Source organism: Cupriavidus sp., assembly GCF_057315035.1.
Map to the genome: position 1 here is coordinate 78368 of NZ_DBHKYV010000003.1, position 25249 is coordinate 103616.

Annotated in this window: 24 protein-coding genes; 9 read left to right on the forward strand and 15 right to left on the reverse strand. The window is 62.6% G+C overall.

Annotated elements, in window-relative coordinates; genetic code table 11:
* Positions 1-6: 6 nt before the first annotated feature.
* Both ACO550_RS06850 and ACO550_RS06855 read left to right on the forward strand, forming a co-directional pair.
* Positions 7-1011: a tripartite tricarboxylate transporter substrate-binding protein gene (locus tag ACO550_RS06850; protein ID WP_315591594.1), complete on the forward strand. Its 1005-nt coding sequence runs from the start codon at positions 7-9 to the stop codon at positions 1009-1011.
* Positions 1012-1053: 42 nt separating this feature from the next.
* A complete protein-coding gene (locus ACO550_RS06855; protein WP_315591593.1) occupies positions 1054-2523 on the forward strand; it encodes an aldehyde dehydrogenase family protein in 1470 nt (489 codons plus the stop codon).
* Here ACO550_RS06855 and ACO550_RS06860 read toward each other — a convergent pair.
* The 3 genes from ACO550_RS06860 to ACO550_RS06870 all read right to left on the reverse strand — a co-directional run bounded on the left by ACO550_RS06860 (position 2520) and on the right by ACO550_RS06870 (position 4786).
* Positions 2520-3425, reverse strand: coding sequence for an SDR family oxidoreductase (locus ACO550_RS06860; protein ID WP_315591592.1), 906 nt, complete (start codon positions 3423-3425; stop codon positions 2520-2522). The genes ACO550_RS06855 and ACO550_RS06860 overlap by 4 nt on opposite strands.
* Before the next feature lie 59 nt (positions 3426-3484).
* Entirely contained in the window at positions 3485-3922 is a 438-nt protein-coding gene (locus ACO550_RS06865) for a hypothetical protein (protein WP_315591591.1), read from the reverse strand.
* Between the two features lie 126 nt (positions 3923-4048).
* Positions 4049-4786 carry an SDR family oxidoreductase gene (locus tag ACO550_RS06870; protein ID WP_315591590.1) on the reverse strand — a complete coding sequence of 246 codons (738 nt, stop codon included), beginning with the start codon at positions 4784-4786 and terminating at the stop codon, positions 4049-4051.
* Positions 4787-4974: 188 nt separating this feature from the next.
* Here ACO550_RS06870 and ACO550_RS06875 point away from each other — a divergent pair, with 188 nt between their 5' ends.
* Positions 4975-5865: a LysR family transcriptional regulator gene (locus ACO550_RS06875; RefSeq protein ID WP_315591675.1), complete on the forward strand. Its 891-nt coding sequence runs from the start codon at positions 4975-4977 to the stop codon at positions 5863-5865.
* 44 nt (positions 5866-5909) lie between these two features.
* Here ACO550_RS06875 and ACO550_RS06880 read toward each other — a convergent pair whose 3' ends face one another.
* Positions 5910-6791 carry a PhzF family phenazine biosynthesis isomerase gene (locus tag ACO550_RS06880; RefSeq protein ID WP_315591589.1) on the reverse strand — a complete coding sequence of 294 codons (882 nt, stop codon included), beginning with the start codon at positions 6789-6791 and terminating at the stop codon, positions 5910-5912.
* A 147-nt stretch (positions 6792-6938) separates the two neighbouring features.
* Between ACO550_RS06880 and ACO550_RS06885 the strand changes: the two genes are divergently transcribed.
* Both ACO550_RS06885 and ACO550_RS06890 read left to right on the forward strand, forming a co-directional pair.
* Entirely contained in the window at positions 6939-7442 is a 504-nt protein-coding gene (locus ACO550_RS06885) for a hypothetical protein (protein ID WP_315591588.1), read from the forward strand.
* Positions 7443-7480: 38 nt separating this feature from the next.
* Complete coding sequence (locus ACO550_RS06890) at positions 7481-8140, forward strand: DUF1294 domain-containing protein (RefSeq protein ID WP_485994464.1); 660 nt, start codon at positions 7481-7483, stop codon at positions 8138-8140.
* Between the two features lie 733 nt (positions 8141-8873).
* On the opposite strand, the gene ACO550_RS06895 is transcribed toward ACO550_RS06890, so the two are convergent.
* The 7 genes from ACO550_RS06895 to ACO550_RS06925 all read right to left on the reverse strand — a co-directional run bounded on the left by ACO550_RS06895 (position 8874) and on the right by ACO550_RS06925 (position 14940).
* Complete coding sequence (locus ACO550_RS06895) at positions 8874-9548, reverse strand: glutathione S-transferase N-terminal domain-containing protein (RefSeq protein ID WP_315591587.1); 675 nt, start codon at positions 9546-9548, stop codon at positions 8874-8876.
* Between the two features lies 1 nt (position 9549).
* Positions 9550-10536, reverse strand: a complete 987-nt coding sequence (locus ACO550_RS06900) for a tripartite tricarboxylate transporter substrate binding protein (protein WP_315591586.1) — start codon at positions 10534-10536, stop codon at positions 9550-9552.
* Between the two features lie 33 nt (positions 10537-10569).
* Positions 10570-11550 (reverse strand): SMP-30/gluconolactonase/LRE family protein, encoded by a 981-nt coding sequence (locus tag ACO550_RS06905; RefSeq protein WP_485994467.1) that lies wholly within the window; start codon positions 11548-11550, stop codon positions 10570-10572.
* Positions 11551-11558: 8 nt separating this feature from the next.
* Positions 11559-12410 carry an amidohydrolase family protein gene (locus ACO550_RS06910; protein ID WP_315591585.1) on the reverse strand — a complete coding sequence of 284 codons (852 nt, stop codon included), beginning with the start codon at positions 12408-12410 and terminating at the stop codon, positions 11559-11561.
* A gap of 29 nt (positions 12411-12439) precedes the next feature.
* On the reverse strand, positions 12440-13453 hold the full coding sequence (locus ACO550_RS06915; protein ID WP_315591584.1) for a tripartite tricarboxylate transporter substrate-binding protein: 1014 nt from the start codon (positions 13451-13453) through the stop codon (positions 12440-12442).
* Between the two features lie 79 nt (positions 13454-13532).
* Positions 13533-14348 carry a glucose 1-dehydrogenase gene (locus ACO550_RS06920; protein WP_315591583.1) on the reverse strand — a complete coding sequence of 272 codons (816 nt, stop codon included), beginning with the start codon at positions 14346-14348 and terminating at the stop codon, positions 13533-13535.
* Between the two features lie 28 nt (positions 14349-14376).
* Positions 14377-14940 (reverse strand): carboxymuconolactone decarboxylase family protein, encoded by a 564-nt coding sequence (locus ACO550_RS06925; RefSeq protein WP_315591582.1) that lies wholly within the window; start codon positions 14938-14940, stop codon positions 14377-14379.
* A gap of 148 nt (positions 14941-15088) precedes the next feature.
* Here ACO550_RS06925 and ACO550_RS06930 point away from each other — a divergent pair, with 148 nt between their 5' ends.
* Complete coding sequence (locus ACO550_RS06930) at positions 15089-15976, forward strand: LysR substrate-binding domain-containing protein (protein WP_315591581.1); 888 nt, start codon at positions 15089-15091, stop codon at positions 15974-15976.
* A gap of 75 nt (positions 15977-16051) precedes the next feature.
* Here ACO550_RS06930 and ACO550_RS06935 read toward each other — a convergent pair whose 3' ends face one another.
* The 3 genes from ACO550_RS06935 to ACO550_RS06945 form a co-directional block, all read right to left on the reverse strand.
* Positions 16052-16984, reverse strand: a complete 933-nt coding sequence (locus ACO550_RS06935; RefSeq protein ID WP_315591580.1) for an MBL fold metallo-hydrolase — start codon at positions 16982-16984, stop codon at positions 16052-16054.
* 253 nt (positions 16985-17237) lie between these two features.
* On the reverse strand, positions 17238-18968 hold the full coding sequence (gene araD / locus ACO550_RS06940) for an L-arabinonate dehydratase (protein WP_315591579.1): 1731 nt from the start codon (positions 18966-18968) through the stop codon (positions 17238-17240).
* A 27-nt stretch (positions 18969-18995) separates the two neighbouring features.
* Positions 18996-20393 (reverse strand): D-galactonate transporter, encoded by a 1398-nt coding sequence (locus tag ACO550_RS06945; RefSeq protein WP_315591578.1) that lies wholly within the window; start codon positions 20391-20393, stop codon positions 18996-18998.
* A gap of 245 nt (positions 20394-20638) precedes the next feature.
* On the opposite strand from ACO550_RS06945, the gene ACO550_RS06950 reads away from it, so the two are divergent.
* On the forward strand, positions 20639-21727 hold the full coding sequence (locus ACO550_RS06950) for a mannonate dehydratase (RefSeq protein WP_315591577.1): 1089 nt from the start codon (positions 20639-20641) through the stop codon (positions 21725-21727).
* Positions 21728-21771: 44 nt separating this feature from the next.
* On the opposite strand, the gene ACO550_RS06955 is transcribed toward ACO550_RS06950, so the two are convergent.
* Positions 21772-22788, reverse strand: coding sequence for a LacI family DNA-binding transcriptional regulator (locus ACO550_RS06955; protein ID WP_315591576.1), 1017 nt, complete (start codon positions 22786-22788; stop codon positions 21772-21774).
* Positions 22789-23083: 295 nt separating this feature from the next.
* Between ACO550_RS06955 and ACO550_RS06960 the strand changes: the two genes are divergently transcribed.
* Together ACO550_RS06960 and ACO550_RS06965 are read left to right on the forward strand one after the other, a co-directional pair.
* Entirely contained in the window at positions 23084-24073 is a 990-nt protein-coding gene (locus ACO550_RS06960; RefSeq protein WP_315591575.1) for a tripartite tricarboxylate transporter substrate-binding protein, read from the forward strand.
* 20 nt (positions 24074-24093) lie between these two features.
* Complete coding sequence (locus tag ACO550_RS06965) at positions 24094-25227, forward strand: L-talarate/galactarate dehydratase (RefSeq protein WP_315591574.1); 1134 nt, start codon at positions 24094-24096, stop codon at positions 25225-25227.
* The last annotated feature ends 22 nt before the right edge of the window (positions 25228-25249 follow it).

The following is a 25249-nucleotide window of genomic DNA, read 5'->3' on the forward strand; positions in this document are numbered from 1 at the left end:
AAACTCATGTCTGATTCGACAACGCTCGCGTTCCGGCGCCGCCGTGCCGTGACGCTCGGCGCGCTATGCCTGGTGGCCGGTATGAGCGGTAAGGCGCAGCCGGCGCTCGCGCAAGATGCGTGGCCTTCGCGTCCCGTCAAGCTGATCGTGCCTTCGGCGCCGGGTGGTGGCACCGACGTCTATGCAAGGCTCGTGGCCACGCAGCTCTCGAAGTCGATGAAGCAGTCGTTCGTCGTGGACAACCGGCCAGGCGCGAGCGGGCATATCGGCACGCAGGTCGTCGCCCACGCGCCGGCGGATGGTTATACCTTCCTTGTCACGGCCAACGCGGCGGTGGCGATCAGTCCATCGCTGTACAGCAAGTTGCCGTTTGACGTGGAAAAGGACCTTGTGCCTGTGGCGCGTGGCGTGCTGGCGCCAATGGTGCTGGTGACCAACACCGCGTCGGGGATCAATAGCTTCAACGACCTGATCAAGCGTGGCAAGGAACTTCCCGGGCAGATTCCCTATGGCTCGGCTGGTGAAGCCAGTCCACCGTATCTGAGCGTGCGCATGATCGAGGAAGCCACGGGCACACGCTACCTGCATGTGCCGTACAAGGGAGTGGGCGCAGCCTATCAGGATCTGCTGAGCGGACGTCTCCAGTTCATGTTCACGGATCTCAGCTCCGTGCAGTCCTATATCAAGGCGGGCAAGCTCAAGCCGCTCGCGGTCAATCAGAAGACGGCGCTGCTTCCCGATGTGCCGTCGTTGGCCGACCCCGGACCTGCCCGCATCGATGTTGCTACCTCGTTCAGCGTATTCGCGCCTGCGGGGGTGCCGGCATCCATCGTCACGAAGATGAGCGAGGAAATCAACGCAGCGATGAAGTCGCCCGATCTGGCGCATGCACTCGAAACCAATGCCTTTGTGCCGGTATTTGATACCCCCGCCGCGTTCCAGACGTCAATCCGCAAGGAGCGCGGGCAGTGGGCGGCGTTTATCAAGCGCAATGGCATTCGCATCGAATGATGCGTCGCGGCTGGTTTTTGTATTTACCGTGGAGATGATTTGATGAAACTTGGGCCAAACAACAAGCGCACCATGCTGATCGACGGCGAGCTCACCGAAGCCGCCGGCGGTGGATGGCTGGAGAGCGTGAACCCGGCCACCGAGGAAGTGATCGGACAGGTGCCGGCTGGTGACGTTGCCGATGTGGACCGTGCCGCCGCGGCGGCCAGGGCCGCGTATCCGGCATGGCACGCGCTTGGCGTCGAAGGTCGTGCGGCGTGCCTGCGCGAGTATGCGAACCGTATCGAGGCAGCGGCGGACCAACTGCTTGAGGTGGAGGTGGCCGATACGGGCAACACGTTGGCTGCATTGCGTGGCGATGTGAAGGCGTCGTCCTGGGGGCTCAACTACTACGCCGGACTTGGCTACGAAATCAAGGGCGAGTCGATTCCAGCCACAACCCCGGACAATCTGCACGTCACGGTGCGCGAGCCGTATGGCATCGTCGGCCGCATCGTGCCGTTCAATCACCCGATCATGTTTGCCACGGCCCGCACGGCAGCGGCGCTGATCGCGGGCAACGCGGTGATCGTCAAGCCCCCTGAGACCAGTTCAATGTCGGCGACGATGCTGGCCGAGATCGCGCGCGATGTGTTTCCGCGCGGGGTCATGAATATCGTCACCGGGACGGGCCGCGACGCGGGCGATGCCATTGCGCGCCATCGCGATATCAAGCGCATCGCATTTATCGGTTCGCCCCAGACTGCACGGCAGATTCAGCGCAGCGCGTCGGAGGTATGCGTCAAGCATATCTCGCTCGAACTCGGTGGCAAGAATCCGCTGATCGTCTATCCCGACGCCGATCTGGACCAAGCGATGGACGCGGCGGTGCGCGGCATGAATTTTCTTTGGCAGGGCCAGTCATGTGGGTCGACGAGCCGCGTCCTGGTGCACGATAGTCTCTACGACCGCTTTGTCGACGGCGTGGTCGCCCGCGTGCAACAGGTGCGCCTTGGCGATCCGATGGCGCCGGACAGCACCATGGGGCCGATCAACTCGAAAGGTCAGTATGAGAAGGTGCTCGGCTATATCGAGATCGCCAAGCAGGACGGCGCAAGGCTGGTAACGGGTGGCAAGCGCCCCGATGGCGGTGCCTTTGCGCGCGGGTTCTGGGTCGAGCCCACGGTGTTTGCCGACGTGACACCAAGCATGCGCATTGCGCAGGAGGAAGTATTCGGCCCGATCCTGTCGATCATGCGCTGGTCGGATCCAGACGAAGTCATCACGATGGCCAATGGCATCGAATATGGGCTGACAGCATCGATCTGGACCCGCGACCTCCACACCGCATTGCGCACCACCCGTCGCCTGGAAGCCGGCTATATCTGGGTCAATGGCGTTGGCACGCATTTTCATGGCGTGCCATTTGGCGGCTACAAGAACTCCGGTGTGGGCCGCGAAGAAGGGATCGAAGAGATGCTGAGCTATACGGAGACCAAGGCCATCAGCTTTCTCGGTGCCATGATCCGCTAGAACGCCGCCTGGGTACGTGGCGAAAGAAGATCGACCAGCCCGATCGCGGTGAACATCTCCCTGCGCACCCGATCGGCAACGGCATTGACCACTTCCGCGCCATCCTGGGAAGGATCGACGTGTACGCGGAACGGGCGCTTGCCATGCGGCAGGCCGACCACCTGTACGATCTGGCGGGCCACTTCCTCAGGATCGGCATCGGCCGGCTCAAGGCTCGCCAGTCCCTTCAGTGCCTGTTCGGCGACACCCGCATATGGGCCGTTCTCATACTCGGCAGCGATGTGGCTATCTGCGGGCTTGCCGGAATGACCGAAGTGATTCGTGCCCTTGGTAAAGGCGCCGGGCACCATGATGGTGGTTTCGATGCCCCAGCGCGCGAGCTCCGCCGAGTACGAAACCGCCAGCGCATCCATGGCTGCCTTGGCCGCGAAGTACGGCGCAAGGAACGGCGGCGTTCCTCCGCGAGTGGAAGAGGAACCGACCCAGACCAGCAGTCCCTTGCGCTGCTTGCGCATGAACGGCAACGCCACGCGATTCACGCGCTGCGCGCCCAGCACATTGACGTCGTATTGTTGAATCAACTGTTCCGGAGTAAAGGCTTCCGCAGGACCGAAGACCATGTGGCCCGCATTGTGCACGATGACGTCCAGGCCGCCCGCATCAGCCAGCACCTGCTGGATTGCCGCAGTGACGGAAGCCTCGGACTGCACGTCGAGTTCGACAGTGCGCAGGTCCGCGGCATGTTCAGCGGCCCATCGGGCAATGTCGTCGACGCGCGGCGCATTGCGCCCGGCAGTCTCACGCATCGAGGCGTAGACGGTGTGGCCGGCCTGGGCAAGGGATTTTGCGGTCATCAGGCCGAAGCCCGAGGACGCGCCGGTAACGAGAATGATGTGAGACATGATGGTTGGCATCCAGATAGGAGTAAAGCATCGGCGCCGGCGTGGTGCCGGCGGATTGGCTAGGGTGCGGTGACGGCCTGCAACGGCGCGGAGAGCTTGCCGTAGAACGCCATGCCTGCTGCGAGGTGGCGGTCGAAACGGAAGCCGCGCGCCAGCATTTCGTCCATGTCCTGATTGGAGATATTCAGCACGAAGCTATGGTCCGTGGCTGCAAGACGGAACGCGCGCGTTGCAACCAGATCCCGGTCGAACCATTTGCCCGGGTCCGCGTGGCCGCTGGCATGGTGCTGGCCCCCAAGTTCGAGGTCCCAGCGGCCATCCAGCAACACCCAGTAGCCGGCACCGTCACCCGCTGTGTCGCTGCTGACAATGGTTCGTCCAGCCGCGACTTCCCATTCACGCGAATGCTGAATGACCCAGCGTAGTTGGTCGGTGTTCAGTTCAGTGAAGAACGGCGTGTGACGCAGCAAATGCAGGAACGTGATGGACGGTTTCATCGATTGGTCCTCCTGCGCTGTTCGAAACGCACAGGCTGTGGTTGCGCCGATAACCACGAGGATGAACAGGGCGGCGAGCGCCTTGCAAGACCTGGACAAGGTTGCACCATGGTTGGCCTCCATCGATCAAGCCACGCCGCCGTTGGCGCGCAGCACCTGGCCATTGACCCATGCACCGTCCTTGCCAGCCAGGAAGGCCACCACGCCTGAAATGTCTTCCGGCTGACCCAGGCGTTCCAGCGGCGGCATCTTGGCGAAGGTCTGGATCTGCTCCTCGGTCTTGCCGTTGAGGAACAGCGCCGTGGCCACCGGTCCGGGCGCCACGGCATTTACCGTGATTCGGCGGCCGCGCAGCTCTTTCGAGAGCACGCGGGTGAACGCTTCCACGGCAGCCTTGGTACCGTTGTAGATCGCATAGCCGGGCAGGTTCAGTGCCAGGGTGGTGCTCGACAGGTTGATGATGCGTCCGCCGTCGTTCAGTCGCGTAGCCGCCTCGCGCAGCGTATTGAACACGCCCTGCGTATTGATCGCGAATTGCTGTGCGAACAGGTCGTCATCGGACTGTGCCAGCGGAGCGGTCTTGAGAATCCCGGCGTTGTTGACCAGGACATCGATCTTGCCAAGCTTCTCTTCGACGGTGCCGAACATGGCACGCACCTGTTCAGACTTGGAGACGTCTGCCTGCACGGCGATGGCAGTGGCGCCGGCCTGGGTCAGCTCAGCAACCAGCGCATCGGCCTCGGCCGCGTTGGAGGCGTAGTTGATGGCGACAGCGAAGCCGTCATGAGCAAGACGGCGTGCGATGACTGCACCAATGCCGCGTGCGGCGCCGGTAACCAGGGCAATTTGAGAGGTAGTCGACATGGTCAGAATCCTTTGAGTGGAGAGGGTTAGGGGGTGAGATGGATTCTGGACTGTTCTCTCTCAAAGATAATTACGGCAAAATTGCGATCACAATTCGATTTGCTTTAACAATAACCAAGGCAAGCCACCGCGATTTCATGGCTGCCCACGTTCGTGTATTGTTTAGATCACTCCAACCATGGATGCCGATGGATCGTTTCCAGGAAATGCAGGTGTTCGTACGCATTGCTGACCGCCACAGTTTTTCGCTGGCGGCCGAGGATCTTCGAATCCCGCGCGCAACGGTCACCAACCTGATCAAGCGGCTGGAGCAGCGTCTTGGCATCCGACTGCTGGAGCGCACCACGCGACAGGTTCGTCTGACGCATGACGGCGAGGCCTACTACCACCGCTGCGTGCGGCTTCTGACGGATCTGGAGGAAGCAGAGAGCGCGTTTCGCGATGCACCGCCCAAAGGCTTGCTGCGTGTGAACCTGCAAGGGACATTGGCCCGGCATTTCGTCATGCCGGCGCTGGGTGAATTCATGGCGGAGTATCCCGACATCACCCTGCATGTTGGCGAGGATGATCGGCTGGTCGATCTGGTTCGCGAGGGCGTGGACTGCGTTCTGCGCGCCGGTGTTTTGCAGGACTCGTCTCTGGTAGGTCGCCAGGTCGCGCTACTGGAACAGGTCACCGTGGCGAGCCCCGACTACCTTGCGCGGCATGGCGTGCCGATGACGCTGGGCGATCTGGAAAGCCATTACGCCGTGGACTATGTATCCAGCGCGACGGGGCGATCGATCAACCTGTATTTCCAGAACGACAAGGAGACTGTCGATCTACGACTCAAGTCGAGAGTCTCAGTGACTGGGGCCGATCTCTATACCGGTGCTGCCATCTCAGGCCTCGGACTTGTTCAAGTGCCCCGGTACCGGATCGAAACTGAACTGTCCGAAGGCCGGCTACGCATCGTCTTGCCCGACATCCCGCCCCCACGGATGCCGGTATCGGTGCTATACCCGCACAGCCGGCAGCTATCGGCACGCGTACGAGCATTTTCACAATGGCTGGCAGCCCGTTTCGAGGCACGGTCGTGACCACCGACAGCAGGGTCTCCTTCCTGCGCCCATCCTATTCAGACTCAAGCCACTATCGAGCCCTCGATGCAGGTAACGGACTGGCCGCCGACGCGGATGCTGCTCGTGCCTTCGAAATCCACGGTCAGCTTGCCTGCGCGACCGACCACTGCGCCCTGCGTGGCTGCGTAACCGGTCCCGAACTTCCCGATCTGCCCGGTATCGCGGATAAAGGCTGCCACTGAGCCATTGCCGCTGCCGCAGACAGGGTCCTCGTTCACGCCCGCGCTCGGCGCGAAGGCCCTCACCTCGATGGCAACTGCTGTGCCTTTGCCATAAGCCCCGAACACGACGATGCCGATGGCCTTGTTGCGCTTGTCGAATTCGGCCATGCGTGCAAAGTCCGGGCGGAGGTCCAGAACTGCCTGCGCGCTCTCCAGTTGAACGATGGTCCATACAGGCCCGACATTGACAAGCTTCGGCATGTGTTCGCGCACGATAGCCGCGCCGAGGATGGCCTCCATCTCGTCAACCTGAGCGTCGGACATGGCGACCAGATGAGGTTCCGGCAACTTGAAGGCAATCAGCGGACTGGAGCCTTCGCAGGGTGTGACGGTGAGCTCTACCAGACCTGCTCCGCACTCCTGAACCAGCTTGCCGTTCTTGGCCGAGATGCGGCCTGCTTCCATCAAGGCGTGCGCCGTGCCAAGTGTCGGGTGACCTGCGAACGGCAGCTCCGACTGTGGCGTAAAAATTCGCACCCGATAGTCCGCACCGGGCTGAGTCGGAGGCAACACAAAGGTGGTTTCCGAAAGATTGGTCCAGTTGGCGATGCGTTGCATGGCTTCCGGGCTTAATCCCTGGCCATCGAGGATGACGGCGACCGGGTTACCGAGATAAGGCGTGTCGGTGAAAACGTCGACCTGCTTGAAAGGAATGAGGGACATGGTGCTGTTTTCCTTGCAGTTTTCTGAGTTCAAGCCCCCTATCAGGAGGGAGCTTGGCCGCTTGATTGTTACTGTTTGTAACAGATAGTATTTGCCCCCGCTGAGAACCACACAGAACCACAAAGAAACCACAACAGGGGAGAGAAAATGAAAAAGACGCTTGCAGCTAGCGTAGCAGCACTGGTACTGAGCGGTTGCGCCAGCATCATCAGTGGCGGCACGCAGCCCGTGACCATCAAGAGCGTACCTGACGGAGCCACAGTCACGGTGACCAACCGTGCTGGCGAGAAAATTCACAATGGCACTACTCCGCTGACGGTGACGCTCAACCGGGGCGCCGGATACTTCAAATCGGAAACTTATAAGGTCGAAGTCACCAAGGAAGGTTACGAGTTGGGGCATCTGGACATCGTCAGTACCGTCAACGGCTGGTACATCGGCAACCTTCTGTTTGGCGGCGTAATCGGCTTCCTGGCCGTTGACCCGGCTACCGGTGCCATGTATTCGTTCCCGGATTCCGTCAATGCGACGCTGAACGCTTCGGATAAGACGACCGCTGCTGGATCAGCGCAACCCTTGACCATCGTCTCGACGGAAAACGTGACGCCCGAAGCCATGAAGGAAGCCCGCATGGTCGTTGCGCCGAAGTAATTCGCTTCGCGTTGTTGTTGGGGGAGAGCCGGGCCAGGATGGCCGGCTTTCAGCGGGAGGCACAATCCCATCGCCTACACTTCACCGCTCCGGCAATACTGACCCAAAAAAGAATGAAGAAAGCAGGGCGCATAAAATCCTGGCATGCCGACAAGGGCTATGGGTTCATAGACATCCATGCAGATCTCAAGGATGTCTTCTTCCATGTCACCGCATTGCAAACTCGCTCGGTCCAACCGAAGCCGGGCGACCGCGTGAGCTTCGAGCTTTCCAAGGGGAAGGACGGCCGGATGCAAGCACTCAACGTCGCGATAGCGGGCGCGCCCAAGTCTGCCGCCGGCAGCGGAGCAAACTGGTTCCCGGCGCTCGTCGGCCTGGCGGCCCTGGCGACCATAGCCATTGGCGCGCTCGGTGGTTACCTGCCTCGACTGGTCGGCATTGTCAGCGCCGTGGCCAGCGTCATCGCATTTTTTGCGTACGCTGACGACAAGGCAAGGGCAAGGCGAAGTGCACGGCGAACTCCTGAGGTCAACCTGCATTTCATAGCGCTCTGCGGAGGATGGCCAGGTGCGCTCGCTGCCCAACACCTGCTGCGGCACAAGAACCGCAAGCCATCGTTCCAGGTGGTCTTCTGGGGTACCGTTGCGTTGAACATTGCCGGGCTGGTGCTTTGGAAGACGGCCATTGCCAACGGGTAGTTGGTATCGCAAATCTATAGCCCGCGCAGCCGGAGAGGGGGCGAAGCCGTAGGCATTTTAGATTCTGTCGGTGGGCTCCCCTCGCCCGCTTGCGGGAGAGGGGCGGGGGAGAGGGCTGGCGGTGCAAGCCGAGACAGGTCGCAATTTGAACCTCATGCCCTCACCCCCAACCCCTCTCCCGCGCTGCGGGAGAGGGGAGCTGGTCAAGGCCCTTGCGAATGACGTCGATGAGTCGATCCACATCGACGTGGAGTTAGATCAGCGCGAAGGTCGCGCAAGCGCACCAGCGGGTTGCCACACAGGGGTAAGCCGCAGCCAGATCGTGGAGTTTTGGTACTAGTTGCCAGTCAGCGCAAATGCCTGCCCGGCAAGGTTGGTTTCGCGTATCGCCCGTTCGCTTCAGCCATTCCCGCGTCGCGCGGGCCTCGGGCTTGCGCCGTCTTCTTCTCCGGCGGATTACGGTGCTTCGTCCGAGCGTCCGCATGCGTGTCGAATGCACCGAGTTGAATCGGCTCGCCCATGCCTCCGACCAAGTGCTGGGCGTACGCGCTGGGGGTACTACCCAATAGCATCACCGCCGAAGCCAACAGGCCTAGTGCTCGAATGATGGTCACAAATGCTCTCCTCGTGGTGCAGCGGTCTTCACTGGCCGCTTGCGCCCGCGAGCATATCGATCTTGAGCAAACAAGGTTGTAATCGTTTGTGAGTGCTACCCGGAACTATCGAGGCTCTGTCATCCGCCTGACGGCATCGTTGCCTGCATCGAGGCCCGTTGCTCGAACTGCCCGAACCACCCGGATAGCGCTGGAACGCCGTCACGCCACGCAAGGTCTGGGAAGCGAAAATCGAGATAGCCCACTGCGCATGCAATCGCGATCTGGCCGATACAGACCGGTGCGTCGGCGAGCTGCCCGGCTTCCCGGTCAAGCGTGGCCAGTGTGGCGGTGAATTTGGCGCGCCAGGCGGCGATGGTCGGCGGGTGTTGCTGCTCCGCCGGGCGCAGCCGTTCATTGCGCCACAGCACCAGCAGATCGGTCAGGCCGTGCCCGAGCGCGTGCCAGCGCATGGATTGCATGCGCGCCGAATGGGTTTGCGGAAACAGGCGGGGCGGGGTGGCGACACCATCCAGGTATTGGCAGATCAGCACGGTGTCCGACAGCACGAAGCCGTCGTCGGTGATCAGCGTGGGAATCTTGTTGAGCGGGTTGATCTGCATGAGCTGCGCATGGCAGCCCGTCATGCCAACCACGGTGTCGATGCAGGTGATGCGGCCGGCAAGATCGAGCTCGTGCACGGCCACCATCACGCGGCGCACGAACGGCGAGCGCGGCGACCAGCATAGCCGTAGCTCACCGGGATGCGCGGTGACGCGGAAGGCTTCTTCGGTCGGGGCGACTACAGTCGTCATGTCATTCTCCGCGGATGTTTTGCGACTTGATCACCTTGGCCCACCTGGCGGTGTCCGTGCGGATGATGGCGGTGAACTCGGCTGGCGTGCCGGGCGCCGGCTCCAGGCCCAGTTGATCGAGATTCTTGCGGACCTCGGGCGCGGCCAGCGTACGGCGCAGCGCGTCATTGACCTTCCTGACGACATCCGGCCCAGTGCCCGCAGGGGCCATCAGCCCGTACCAGTTGCTGGCCTCGACATTGGCGATGCCCTGCTCGGCCAGCGTAGGCACGTCGGGCAGGAAGGGCAGGCGTTTCGGGGCCGCCACGCCGATAGGCCTCAACCGCTTCGACGTGATGTAGGTCATCAAGCCCGAGGCGTCGCCGAAGAATGCGTCCACCTGCCCGCCGAGCGTGTCGGTGATGGCAGGCGCCGCGCCCTTGTACGCCACGTGCAGGAAGTTCACGTGGGTGGATATCTTGAACAGCTCGATGGCCATATGCGGCATGCTGCCGATGCCGGTGGAAGCCAGGCTGGGCGATTTGCCGGCAGTCTGGGCGCGCTTGACGAATGCCGCGGCGTTGGCCACGGTGTCGTCGGGCTTTACCACCAGCACTTCCGGCGTATTCACCACCAGCGAGATCGGCGTGAGGTCTTTCTGCGGATCGTAAGGCAGGTTCGGATACAGCGCCGGGTTGATCACGATGGCGCCGGCACTGGTAAGGAACAGCACGGAGCCGTCGGTGGGTGCCTTGGCCACGGCGTTGATGGCGATGGCGCCGTTTGCGCCCGGCCGATTGTCGACGACCACGGTTTGCTTGAGTTCGGCCTCGAGCTGGCGCGACAGGGTGCGCGCGAGCGTGTCCGCCGGGCCGCCGGCGGGGAAGGCCACCACCAGTCGGGTGATGGGCGCCGCGCTGGCCGGCAGGGCCGTCCATGTTGCGCCGGTGGCGAGCAGCGTGGCGGCCAGTGCCGACATGGCGCGGCGGCGTGTGAAGCGGATGTGCATGACGATGTCTCCTGATTGGTGCTGGCGTGGCGGTCAGCCGCCCGCAGCGCCTTGTGTGTTCACGTACAGCGAGTAGATGGAGGTGCAGGACGCCATCAGCAGCCGATTGCGATGGCGGCCGCCGAAGCAGAGGTTGGCGCAACGCTCGGGTAGCGAGATATGGCCGATCGCCTCACCGTCGGGTGAAAACACGCGCACGCCGTCGAGTTCCGGCGTACCCATGCCCCAGCCGCACCAGAGATTGCCGTCGACGTCGACGCGGAAGCCATCCGGCGTGCCGGGACCCGCATCGATCAGCACCCGGCTGTCGCTCAGGCGTGTGCCGTCGGCATCGACGGCGAGCGCGCGGATGCGGCGTGGCCGTGCGCGCGACTCGATCACGTACAGCGTGCGTTCGTCAGGCGAGAATGCGAGGCCATTCGGGCCGCTGATATCGTCGGCCACCACAGTGGCCTTGCCGGTGGCGGGGTCGAGCCGGTAGACGCGCTCGGGCAATTCCTGTTCGGCCTGCTCGCCCTGGTAGTAGCCGGCAATGCCGAAGGGCGGATCGGTGAACCAGATCGAGCCATCGGACTTCACCACGACGTCGTTGGGGGAGTTCAGGCGCTTGCCGTCGAAGCGGTCCATCAGCACCGTGATACTGCCGTCGTACTCGGTGCGCGTGATACGCCGGCCACCGTGTTCGCAGCTGATCAGGCGGCCTTGCCGATCGCGTGTGTTGCCGTTGGCGTGGCCGGACGGTGAGCGATAGACGCTGACGATGCCGGTTTCTTCATCCCACTTGAGTATGCGGTTGTTCGGGATGTCGCTCCACAGCAGGTAGCGGCCGTCGCCGAACCAGACCGGGCCTTCGGCCCAGCGCGAGCCGGACGCGATGCGCTCGACGGCGGCCAGGACCAGACGGTACTTCTCGAATGCGGGGGCAAGAACCTGTACGGCCGGATCAGGATAGCGTCCGGTCGGCATGGCAAGGGTCGGGATGGTGTTCATGGTCGGTCCAGAAATGGGGCTCATGATGCGGCTCATGCATACAGGCGCGATGGATTGGTGCGCAACACTGCTTCGTCACCGTCTGCGTTGCCGAACACGTCGCGGCAGACGCGTCGAATCCATGCCAGCAACTGGCCTTCGTCGGGTACGGGATAGGCGATGTTGGGGTGCGGCCAATCCGTGCCCCAGATGGCACGCTCGGGCGCGAGGGACAGTTGTCGGCAGGCAATGGCGTGTGCGGCCTCGTAGGGTGCCGCGCCTCCTGTGATGCGGTCCGCGCCGGACAGCTTGATCCACACGTTGGGCAGCGCAAGGCAGCGTTCCAGCGCGGCGAACGCCGGATAGTCGATGCCCTTGGCCGCGTCGACGCGCGCCATGTGGTCGATCACCAGCGTGACGCCGTGCGGCGCCAGGACGTCAAGCGCCTCGACGACATCGCCAATCTCTCCATGCACCAGCGCATGCCATCCGTATGGCCGGATGCGTTCAAGCTGAGCCGCCATGCGTCCGGCATCGGGTTTGCCGCCCAGGTGCGACATCAGGCCCAGGCGAATGCCGCGGATGCCGCGCGCATGCATCTGTTGCAGGTGGTCCTCGTCCATATCGGGCGAGATCAGCGCCACGCCGCGGTACATGCCGTCAGTGCCGTCGAGCGCAGTCAGCACAGCGTCGTGATCGTCGCCATAGCAGGCACCCTGCACCAGTACGCCGTGCGTGATCCCGAGCGAACGGTGCAACGCACGCAGCGCGGAGAACGGCGCCGCAGGCGGGCGGTAGACGGCGTTCGGCGGCAGCGGGTGTTCTGCATACGGGCCGAAGATATGTGTGTGGCAATCCCAGATACCGGCGTGGACCGGCGTATCGTCATGGTTCCGTGTGGTCATCCCGGTCTCGGTGAAAGAGAGGTAATGGTTTAGTCCGAGCGTGCGCCGGTTTCCTTCACCACCTGCGTCCAGCGCGCGTACTCGGTCTTGATAAGTTGGCCATAGGCCGCGGGCGTGCCTCCCGTGGGTTCGGCACCCTGCGCGCGCAGCGCGGCCAGCGCATCGGGGTCTTGCAACAGCGCCACGATCTCACGGTTGAGCCGGTTGACTATGTCGGCGGGTGTGTGGGCCGGCGCGACGACGCCTTGCCAGGTGCCGGAGTCGAAGCCCGGCACGATGGTTTCAGCGAGCGTTGGCGTGTCGGGCAGCACCGAGACGCGCTGGCGTGTAGTGGCGGCAATGGCGCGCAGCCTGCCGTCCTTGATAAACGGTAGTGCGGCGTTCAGGCTGCCCGACATCATGAAGTCCAGTCGGCCAGACAGGAGGTCGGGCAGCGCTGCGGCGTTGCCCTTGTAGGGGATATGGTTGAACGCAGTATGCGTCTTCGCCGCGAACAGCACGCTGGTCAGGTGGTCGATGGTGCCGTTACCCGACGAGCCAAAGTTGAGCTTGCCCGGATTTGCCTTGAGCTGCCGCAGAAAGTCTTCCGGGGTCTTGATTGGGCTGGCCGCGTTCACGATCACCACCAGTGGCACGGTCGCCACGTAGGCCACAGGCGTGAAGATCTCGGTCGGGTTGAGCTTGGGATTGCGGAACAGTGCCGGCGAAATCGCGATCGACGAGCTGTTGTAGAGCAGCGTGTAGCCGTCGGCCGGAGACTTGGCAACCTGGTCCGACGCGATATTGCCGCCAGCACCGGGGCGGTTGTCGACCACCACCTGCTGGCCGAGGCGCTCGCCCAGCTTGCGGGCAATCACGCGCGCGATGATGTCCGTCGGGCCGCCGGGCGAGAAGGCCACTACCAGTCGCACTGGCTTGTCGGGGTAAGTCGCCGCTTGCACCGGTGATGTCAGCCATAGCGGGCTGGCGAGCACGGCTGATGTGGCGAGCGCACGGATCAGCGCGCGCCGACGCGCTACGTGCATGGGTTGGTTCGATGGCATGCTGGCGTTGTCTCCGTTTTCTGTTTTGTTGACGCCATCGCATCAGGGCGAGCGTCCAGTTGCGTGTCGGGTGTGATATTCAGTCGCAGCGCACGCTCATGCCGCCGTCGACGACCAGCTCGGCGCCGGTGACAAAGCGGGCTTCGTCCGATGCGAGGAACAGTGCGGCGTTGGCAGTGTCCCGGCCATCTCCCATGAAGCCCAGTGGGATGCGAGCCTGGCGCTGTGCCAACAGCGTGTCGACGTTGCCGCCCGCGCGCTGACCGGCGAGGCGTGCTTCCACCATCGGCGTGTGCATCTGGCCGGGAATGACCGTGTTCACGCGGATGTTCTTCTTCGCATATTCCACCGCCACCACGCGCGAGAACTGGATCACCGCGGCCTTGGCCGACGCGTAACCGACCTGCGCGGCGCCGGTCCATCGAATGCCCGAGGTCGATGCGGTATTGACGATGGCGCCGCCGCCCTGTGATTCCATCAGCGGCAGCACGTATTTGCAGGTCAGGAATACGCTCTTCAGGTTGAAGTCGATCTGCTTGTCCCACACTTCCTCGGTGAGCTCCACCGGACCGCCGCGCGCCGAACCGCCGACGTTGTTCACGAGGATATCGACGCGGCCAAAGCGTGCCACGCAGGCGTCGACCATGGCCTTCACGTCCTGGGCCTGGGTCACGTCGCATGTGTGGGGTTCGATCTCCGCACCGGGAATGGCGCGAACGCGGGCCAGCGTCTCTTCCATCGCCTCGGCGTTCTTGTCGGCCGCGAAGACCTTGGCGCCTTCCTCGGCAAAGCGCACCGCGACCGCGCGTCCATTGCCCCAGCCGGGGCCGACGCACCCGGCGCCGGTTACCAGTACGACTTTTCCTGCAAGCCTGCCTTGTGTTTGTTGCGACATATTGATGCTTCCTGTTGGATTGGCTGAATCAGCGCGCGGCGGGCTGGCCAAGTTCGAGGGGCGTGCCATCGGGTGGCATGACTTCGAACGCGTTGATCGTCATGGAGATCAGCGTGTAGTACCCCGCCAGGCCGACCAGGTCGATCACGGCGTCCTGACCGAGCACGGCTAGCGCGCGCTCATAGAGCGGGGCGGGAATACGGCGTGCCTCGTTCAGGCTACGCATCACCGCGTAGACCGCGGCTTCATCGTCGCGCTCGAAGGTGGGCTCGGCGCCGGTGCGAATGGCCTCGACCACGGCCTCGTCGATACCGGCTTTCAGTGCGATTGGCTTGTGCGCCCACCACTCGAACTCGGCGCCCCAGAATTGGCCCATCACGAGGATGGCCAGCTCGGAAAGCCGCTGGGGCAGCGAGGAGTCATAGCGGCAGTACTGGCCAAGTGCCTGTGCCTTGGCCGCGAGGCCGGGCCGATGAAGCCACACGGCCAGCGGGCCACGCACCTGGCCGCGCGGTCCCGCCACGATGGTGGCGTGCACTGCGCGCTGGTCTTCGGTCATCTCTTCGGGAAGCAGGGGGCGGATGCGTGTCATGCGCAGTTCTCTTCGAAGGGGTTACAGATTGGATAAGGTCATTCTGCTGAGTGCCGCTTCCATCGTCCAATATATTTTTGGGAGCACAGTAATTCCGAAATAGAATGAGTTCCCGCCATCCCCTACGCACCATTGACGCGTACTCACCATGGAAATTCGCGACCTTCGAATGTTTCTTGCGCTTGCCGAGGAATTGCACTTCGGCCGCGCGGCGGAGCGGCTGCGCATCTCGCAACCGCCGTTGACCAAACATATCCAGCAACTGGAGGCCGAACTCGGTGTCATGCTGTTCGACCGCAACAAGCGCAGCGTGAGGCTGACAGCGTCTGGCGGTGCGCTGGTGCAAGAGGCACGGCGGATCATCGGCCAGGCCGATATGGCACGCGAGGTGGTGCGTCGCGCCGAGGCGGGCGAGACCGGCACGCTTCGGATCGGTTTCGTGGCGGCGCTGCTCTACATCGGCATGGAAAAGTTGATCGCGCGGCTGGAGCGGAATCTGGCGGGGGTGGAGACGGTATGGGAGGAGATGGGATCGTCGGAGCAGATCGAGGCGCTGCGGCATGACAGGATCGACCTCGGATTGGCGCAGGTATCGCCTGGGGCGAGCGGCGCCGGAGAGATGCATATTCACCCGATCGCGCGCACGCCTCTGATGGCCGCGCTACCGGATCGGCATCCGCTTGCGCAGCGCAGGCAGATCGATCCGGCGGATCTGGCTGGCGAGCCGTTTATCGTGATTCCGCGCGAGAGCGCACCGGCTTACTTCGATCTGATCGTCGCCACGTGCCTGCAGTCGGGCTTCAGCCCGAACGTGCGGCACTACGCGCGACATCTGCTATCTGTGGCCAGCCTCGTGGCTTTGGGGCGGGGCGTGTCGCTGGTACCGCGTACGCCAGAGCGCGCGCAGTTGCCTGGCGTCGTGCTCAAGCCGCTGGCAGGAAAACCCGCGCATGCCGAGTACTCCGTGGTGTGGCAGCCGGGCAACCGCTCGCCAGTGGTGGAGAGGGCGTTGGGGGTACTGGGAGTGGGCAAGTGATCGTTTACAAAAGAACGCCGCGAGTCTTGTGAACTCGCGGCGTTCTTGTTTGCCAATCGTCAGTGCAGCATCAAATCAGTAATCCCACAGCACCGGCACGAAGCGGAAGCCTTCACCGTTCTTGGCAACGTGACCAATGGACGGGAACGCGATATGCGCTGCGGCCAGCATGGAGCCGGTTTCGGCGGCTTCGTTGAGCAGCGTGATTCGCACGTCCACCGCCCCTTCAGGATCGTGCTCGAAGCCATTCTGCCATTCGGGGTTGTCAAAGCCGACCTCGAAAATCGCATCCCCAACGAACGTCAGCTTCTCGCCGTTGGATGCGACGTCCACCACGCAGTGCCCCGGCGTGTGCCCACCCGTCACGCGTGCCGACACGCCCGGAGCAACTTCCACGGTCTGGTCGAACAGCACGATATTCTTGCTGTAGAGTTCCACGAACGTTGCAGCAGCCTTGCGCAGCGCCGGAGGAACCGTTTCCGGCATTACCGTCCTGCTGAAGTCCGGATTCTTCCAGAACTCCAGTTCCGCGGCCGCTACGTGAATGCGCACGTCCGGGCGCAGCTTGGCCTTGACGCCATCGACGTTCAGCCCGCCTACGTGATCCATATGCATATGCGTAATCACGATATCGGTGATCGCTGCCAGATCGATTCCAGCCGTTTCCAGCCGCATCACCGACCGGCCGGCACGCGTGAAATACTCGAAGCCGTCGCCCACGCCCGAGTCGATCAGGATCAGGCGTTCACCACTGCGCACCAGCGCGATGTTCAGTGCCCAGTCGAACATGTCACGTTGCAGGAAGCGGCCATCGAACCATTCGTTACGGTCCGTTTCGCTTACGTTGGTGGACATGGTGGAGGTCGGCAGCGGCAGCAGGCCATCGCTGATCAGCACCACGTCGACGTCACCCACGCGCACGGCGTAGCGGGAAGACACAAGTTCGCCTGAACCTTCCTTGCCAAGGTTGGCGATAACCGGTTGCACATTGCGGGTTGTTTCGCTCATTTTCAGTAGTCCTGTAAATTGAGTGGGGAGGCCGCACCGGATTGGGGAGTCGCTGTTGACCGGTGCGTGATTTCAACCGGCCGTGTGTGAAAGTGGTTAGGTCTGCCTCGTTGCGCGGACCTCCTCCTCGACCGTTGCAACGGATTGTAGGAAGGAGGGACGAACGCCAGTAGCGTCGCGGAAGCCCTCAGTATGTTGACCGGATGGCAACAATCCCGAGGACGCGCAGTGCCCGCCGAAAGGTTGGCGTGGCCTAGAAGATGTCGGGCTCTCCGGCCGTTTCACCAAATGCCGTCTCCAGGAAATCCAGATCACAGCCCTTGTCGGCCTGAAGAATATGCTGGCTGAACATCCAGCCGTAGCCGCGGCCAAAGCGTTGCGGCGGCGCGATCCACTGGGATCTGCGGCGTTGCAGTTCCTGGTCGGAAACGTTCATGTAGATGCTGCGGTTCGGCACATCAATGTGGATGACGTCACCGGTGCGTACGAGGGTGAGGTTGCCGCCGACGTACGCCTCTGGCGCGACGTGCAGGACGCAGGCACCGTAGCTGGTGCCGCTCATGCGCGCGTCTGAGATACGCAGCATGTCTCTTACGCCTTGCCTGAGCAATTTTTTAGGAATCGGGATCATGCCCCATTCCGGCATGCCAGGCCCGCCCTTCGGTCCGACATTGCGGAGCACGATGACGTGGTCGGCCGTCACGTCGGCATCCTCGTCTTCGAGCATTGCTTTCAGGGTTGGATAGTCGTCGAAGACAAGCGCTGGCCCGCTATGGACCATGAATCGCGGATCCATTGCTGCAGGTTTGATTACGCATCCGTCGGGTGCCAGGTTGCCGCGCAGCACGGCCAGCGAGCCTTCCGCATAAACGGGGTTGTCTAGCGGGCGAATCACATCATCCTGGAACACACGCGCGTTGGCGATGTTCTCGCCGAGCGTCCTGCCGGTAACGGTCAACGCATCAAGGCGAAGATGGTCGCGCAGCGTCATCATCAGCGCCGGCAAGCCACCAGCGTAGTAGAAGTCCTCCATCAGGTATTCGCTCGTACCGCTGGGTCGCACGTTGGCCAGCACCGGCACTTCACGGCTGACGCGATCGAAGTCGTCCAGGCCAATGTTATGCCCCGCGCGCCGCGCCTGGGCGATGACATGGATGATGGCGTTGGTGGAACACCCCATCGCCATGGCAACCGTGATTGCATTCAGGAAGGCATCGTGGGTCTGGATTTGTGCCGGGCGGAGATCCTCGTGCACCATCTCCACAATGCGTCGGCCGACGTTGGTGGCCATGCGCTGATGACTGGCATCGACCGCCGGTATCGATGAGGCGCCAGGCAGCGTCCAGCCCAGTGCCTCGGCGATGGCTGTCATCGTGCTGGCCGTGCCCATCGTCATGCAGGTGCCATGGCTGCGCGCGATGCCGCCCACGATCTGCTCCCATTCGTCGTGACTGACGATGCCGGTGCGCCGGTCATCCCAGTACTTGAACGCATCGGAACCCGACCCCAGCGTCTTGCCACCCCAGTTGCCCCGCAACATGGGACCGGCCGGGAGGAAGATGCTGGGCAGGCCGGCGCTCGTGGCGCCAAGCAGCATGGCCGGCGTGGTCTTGTCGCAGCCGCCCATCAGCACGACCCCGTCGACGGGGTAGGCGCGGATCATCTCTTCGACTTCCATCGCCAGCATGTTTCGATAGAGCAGGGCCGACGGCTTGATCAGGTTCTCGCCAAGCGAGATGGTCTGGACTTCCATCGGAAATCCGCCGGCCTGCAGCACGCCTCGCTTGACCTCTTCCACACGGTGCTTGAAGTGCATGTGGCAAGGGTTGTAGTCCGACCAGTTGTTCAGGATGGCGATGACGGGCTTGCCTTCCCAGTCACGCTTGTCGTAGCCCATCTGCATGACGCGCGAACGGTGGTTAAACGTGCGGAAATCCTCGTTCGCCAGCCACCGCTGGCTTCGCAACTTTTTTAGTTCGGCCATTTGAAGGTATGGTTTCGACGTCCAGGTTCAGGGTTTCGCGTCGGCAGTAGACTCACGATAGCCGTGGCGTGGAGCGGTTGGAGGGCCGGGTTCCTGCGCGGATACATCGGGCAATTCCATTCGTTCGATGCGGCCCACCACGAGCCAGTAGCAGAGGATTGCCACCAGGCCGTGTGCGCCCACGTAGACCAGCGCGCCATTGAACGATTTCGTCTCGGCGATGATGTAGCCGATCACGATCGGTGTGACGATCCCTGCAATATTCCCCACGGCGTTGAACACGCCGCCCGTGCTACCGACAATACGGCTCGGTGCGGTATCGGCCACGACCGTCCATCCAAGCGAGCCAAAGCCTTTGCCGAAGAATGCGAGGCTCATTAGCGCAATCACGAGCCAGTCGGTATCGACATAGTTGCACGCGATCATGCTGGCGCTAAGCAATAGCCCGATCGTGATGGGCAACTTGCGGGCCAGGGTGAGTGATCCGGAGCGCCGGAGCAACGCGTCGGACACGAAGCCCGTGGAAACCCCGCCGATGAAGCCGCAGATGGCCGGCACGGCGGCAACGAAACCGGCCTGCAAGATGGAGAAGCCGCGTCCGTTGACCAGGTAGCTCGGGAACCATGACACGAAGAACCACGTAATCGACGTAATGCAGTACTGCGCGATAAAGATGCCGACCAGCATTCGGCTGCGGAACAGCAGGCCGATATCGGCGAGGCGCGGCGGTGCGGCATCGCTTTTCCGTTTGCCTCCAAGGTGCACCAGTGCGCCGCCCGCTTCGATATGGGCAATCTCGGCGTGCGAGACACGGGGATGTTCGGCAGGTGAGAAGTACATGCGCACCCAGACGATTGCCAGGAGGATGCCCAGTCCGCCCATGACAGTAAAGATATGGTTCCAGCCGAACCGGTGATCGAGCCATCCCATCAACGGCGTGAAAACGACCAGGGACAGGTACTGCGCGCTGTTGAAGATCGCACCTGCCACACCGCGTTCGGACGACGGAAACCATGCGGCGATTACGCGTCCGGAAGCGGGGCCGACCGGTGACTCCATCGCGCCCAGCACAAAGCGCAGCACGAGCAGGGCTGCGAACGCAAAGCTGAACCAATGCACCGCGCCCATCAGTAGCGTCGTCAAGGACCACAGCACCAGGCCGACTGTAATCGCGGCCTTGGCGCCAATACGATCTACCAACCATCCTGCCGGCACCTGGCTCAGGACATAAGCCCAGGCAAACGACGAGAACAGCCAGCCCATTTGAATGGCGTCGAGGCCCAGATCCCTCGCCATATGAGGTCCAGCCACCGAAAGCGTGGCACGGTCGCCGGTGCTTAGCGCCAGTACGATGGTGATCAGGGCGAGGGTGATATAGCGATAAAAACCGGCCTTTGGGACGGCCGGGTGATGCGTGCCGGACATGCAGTGTCTCCGAATCGTTCTGTCTTGCCCTGGCGGCATGAATTGCGCAGGGCTACTGAGCCGAATCGTAGTGAACACGTGCACACGCCGGAAGACCGTCTTCGACAACCTGCCCGACGCGTCCCAGTGGGTGGGACAAATCCTGATGTGGGCATCGTTCACCGACTGATTGCGACTTGCCGCGCGCACGGCTATGGCTCAACAATGAACACGTGTTCATTCGGTAAAAATGACGGAGACTGTACATGTACATTAGCGAGCAATTGTTGAATCCGGACGAGCGTCGCTTGCGGCTTTCCACGCAGCTCGGCGTGCAAAGCGTGGTGCTGGACAACCGTGGCACGGAACTGGTGTCTGCGGCAGACGGCGTGTCCGCATGGGACGCCAGCAAGCTGACTGCGTATCGGAAGTGGGTGGAAGGTTTCGGCCTGAAACTTGATGTGTTTGCGCTCGATGTCGGATCGATCCTGCTCGACTCGCTGGTCGACCTGGACAGTGCGCGCAGGCAACGCGACGTGTTGGCGCAGAACATCCAGAAGGCGGCCGACGCGGGCATCACCTGCCTGAAATACAACGTCCAGATGGTGGGCATCACGCGTACAGGGCTGAAACCGGGTCGCGGGGGTGCGCAGAATTCCGGCTTCGTGTACGCCGAGTATTCGCCCGAGGAAGACCAGAAGCATTCGTACTGGGGCGTCGGCTATCCAACCAACCAGGAAGAAGGGGGTGCACGCAGCGCAATGCTGTGTGGTCAAAAGATGGCGCGCGATGTTCCAGCCGTGACCGAGCAGGCCGGTTGGGATGCGATCGAATTCCTGGTGGAAGGCCTGGTGCCGGCGGCAGACCGTGCAGGCGTTCGATTGGCCTGCCATCCCCACGATCCTGCCTACCCGGTGGGCGGGCTTAATGGCATCGAGCACGTGGTGGGTTCGGCTGATGGTCTTCGCCGCTTCCTGGCCCTGAGCGACAGCAGGAACCATGGGCTCAATTTCTGTCAGGGCACGGTGGCTGAAATGTTCACCGACCCCGGCCGCGCCATGATTCCGGTGATCGAAGAGTTCGCGTCGACGGGCCGCATCTTCATGGTCCACTTCCGAAATATCCGGGGAGGCTACCTGGACTTCCAGGAGGTGTTTCCTGATGAAGGCGATGTCGACATGTTCGAGGCAATCCGTGCCTACCAGCGTGGCGGGTATCAGGGGCCACTGTGTCCTGACCATGTGCCCGTCTCCGATCTCGATGAGAATCGCGAGCGCTTCATGTCATTCGCGCTGGGCTATACGCGTGGACTGCTGCAGGCAGCCGGCGTGTGGACGACGCCCGCCAGGCCCTGACCACGCCAGCAGTTGAGGGCCGGCGTGCCGGCTCGCAACTGCTCTCAACTGCTCTCGCGCGCGATCACGGTGAAACCGAGGTTGGCCACCGGCGCCACGGGTTCGCCGCCATCGGTCAACCGCGCAAGCAGCATGCGGGCCGCCTGCCTGCCCATCTCGCGTGCCTGCACGCGGACGCTCGACAACGTGGGCTGGCTGGCCGACGCAATCGCCAGGTCAGAGAATCCGACGATGGCCATTTGCCGCGGCACATCCCAGCCTTCCTGACGGCATGCCAGCAAGGCGCCCACGCCGAGCGTGTCGTTGCTGCAGTACACGGCCTGCAGTTGGGGCACGCGAGCTTTCAGCATGCGGATCAGCCTCGCGCCATCATCGATGCTCGATGGTGGCTCCACGACTTCTGCCTCGACGCCTGGCAGGCCCAGCCGAGCCACTTCATTGCGAAAGCCGGCCAGCCGTTTGTTCGCGCGGTGCTCGTTCGCCCCGAGAAAGCCCAGATGCCGATAGCCGCGTTGCGCCAGATACTGTGCTACCGCCGCGCCGGCACCGTCGTTGGAGAACCCGGCCACCATATCGATAGGTTCATCGGTCAGGTCCCATGTTTCGACCACTGGTTTGCCGAACGCGCGCAACTTGCGCCGCACGGCATCGGGATGCTCGACGCCTGTTAGCACCAGACCGTCCACCTGACGACCGACGAACGTGTCGATCAGTGCCTCTTCACCAGAATCGCGGTAACGGGACTGGCCCAGCAAAAGCTGGTAACCGCCCGATTCAAGCACCTCGCCCAATCCATCCATGGTCTCGGCAAACCACGCGTTCGACAGCGTAGGCACGATGGCGCCAATGATGTGCGAGCGCCGCGTGGCCAGGCTGCCGGCGTTGAGGTTTGGCACGTAGCCCAGCTGGGCGATCGCGGCCTGCACCTGCGCCAGCGTGTCGGGTGACACCATCTCTGGATGACTGATCACGCGTGATACGGTGACGCGCGATACACCGGCGACGCGTGCCACGTCGATCATCGTGCTGCTGGTGCCGGAAGAGCGGAGTTCGGTGGGCATTGAAGGCGGATAGTCGTGGCTCGGACGCTGCAATGTGCGGCAAACGTCCGCAGTTTCAGTCGGACCTCGCGATCCGTCCCACGCCGTGGGACGCATCACGCGCCGGGCCCGCAGGGCGCTTGTATTGTCAGTGAGCTTCTCAAAGAATGGAAGCACGTTAGAACCACAGGATCGGTCACGGCTGGCAATCATCGCGACGTATTGAGCGGTCCGGATTGCCAGACTAACGGGATCAAGAATGCCGGGCCCGCGCCACCAATCACAAAGAACGGGCCATCCACAGACAGGAGACACTATGTTGCACCGCAGAGGCTTTCTTGCGGCGTGCACGGCTGCGGCCGTCGCTACGCTTTGCGCTTCGGGCGCCGTACTTGCGCAAGGTCCTGACAACTGGCCCTCACGGCCAGTGCGAATCATCGTTCCGTTCCCTGCAGGCGGTACCAGCGACATCATGGGGCGAATGATTGCCGACCAGCTTGGCAAGGCGCTGAAGCAGCCGTTCATCGTCGAGAACAAGGGCGGTGCAGGTGGTGTCATCGGCTCAGAACAGGCGGCGAGGGCGCCGGCGGATGGCTACACGCTACTGCTATCCGGTATCGGCAGCAACGCCATTGCACATGGCATGTCGCCAAAGCCGAACTACGATTCGTCGAAGGATTTTGTCCATATTTCCCAGCTTGAATCGGGACCCAATGTACTGGTGGTCAATCCGTCGTTCCCGGCGAAGACCTTCAAGGAATTCGTCGCCTATGTCACGGCGAATCCAGGCAAGGTCAACTACGGTGTCACCAACGCGTCGTCTGGGCACCTGGCGATGGAACTGCTTCGGCAGACGGCCAAGCTCGACATGGTCGGCGTGCCATATCGCGGCGGCGGCCCCGCCCTTACCGACGTGCTGGCAGGGCAGATCCCGACGATGTTTGTGAACCAGGATGCCGTGCTGCCCTATGTAAAGGCCGGGAAGCTGCGTGCGCTGGCTGTGACCAGCGAACAGCGCAACCCGCTGTTCCCCGATGTGCCGACCATCGCGGAATCCGGCTTTCCCGGTTTTACGGCGGTGTCGTGGGTTGGACTGTCGGCACCGAAAGGCACGCCGAAGCCGATCGTTGACAAGCTTGAAGCGGTCATGACCACGGCGTTCAAGCAACCGGCCGTACGCGAGAAGCTCGAAGCCAGCGGCTTTGTGGTGGTCGCATCGAACTCGCATGACTACACCGCTTTCGTGAAGACCGAGACCGCACGCTGGGCCAAGGTCATCCAGAACGCGGGCATCAAGCCCGAATAACCCCTTGCTGAAATCGCACCATGACCACTCCAGACCGCATTGAATCCATAGACCTCTCGCTGGTCATCCTGCCGCTGGCCGCGCCCATCAGCGACGCCAAGGTGCTGACGGGCCGCCAGCGCCCACTCACCGAGATAGCCTTTATCTTTGCCGAGATCTTCACCCGGGATGGCCACTCGGGCACTGGCTTCGGCTACTCCAAGCGCGCGGGTGGCCCTGGCATGTTCGCGCATGCCAGGGAGATCGCCGATGAACTGATTGGCGAAGATCCTAACGATATTGGCCGGCTGTTCAACAAGATGCTGTGGGCCGGGGCGTCGATGGGGCGCAGCGGCATGACCACGCAAGCCATCGCCCCGTTCGACGTGGCGCTGTGGGACCTCAAGGCCAGGCGCGCCGGGTTGCCGCTGGCCAAGCTGCTGGGTGCGCATCGTGATTCGGTGCAGTGCTACAACACGTCGGGTGGCTACCTGTCGATGCCGCTCGACCAGGTGCTCAAGAATATCGACAAGTCGCGCGAGAATGGCATTGGCGGCATCAAGATCAAGGTGGGCCAGCCGGACACTGCGGAAGACCTGCGTCGCGTGAAGGCCGTGCGCGAGCATCTTGGCGACGCCTTTCCGTTCATGGTCGATGCCAACCAGCAGTGGGACCGCGCTACGGCCCAACGCATGGGACGCACGCTGGAGCCATATAACCTGGTCTGGATCGAGGAGCCGCTCGATGCCTATGACAACGAAGGCCATGCCGCGCTCGCTGCTTCGCTGGACACGCCAATTGCCACCGGCGAAATGCTGACCAGCTTTGGTGAGCACGCGCAGTTGATCACTGGGGGTGCCTGCGACTTCGTTCAGCCCGATGCGCCGCGCGTGGGTGGCATCACGCCGTTCCTGCAGATCATGCAACTGGCGGATTTCAAGGGACTGCGCCTGGCACCACACTTTGCAATGGAGATCCACTTGCATCTGGCGGCTGCATATCCACGCGAACCGTGGCTGGAACACTTCGAGTGGCTGGAGCCAATGTTCAACGAACGGCTGGAACTGCGCGATGGCCGGATGGTGGTGCCGAGCCGTCCTGGGTTGGGCTTCAGCCTGAGCGAGCAGGCGAGGCGCTGGACCAGGGAGAGCGCGAGCTTCGGCAAGCGCCCGTGACCGGGATAGGGTCACGAAGATG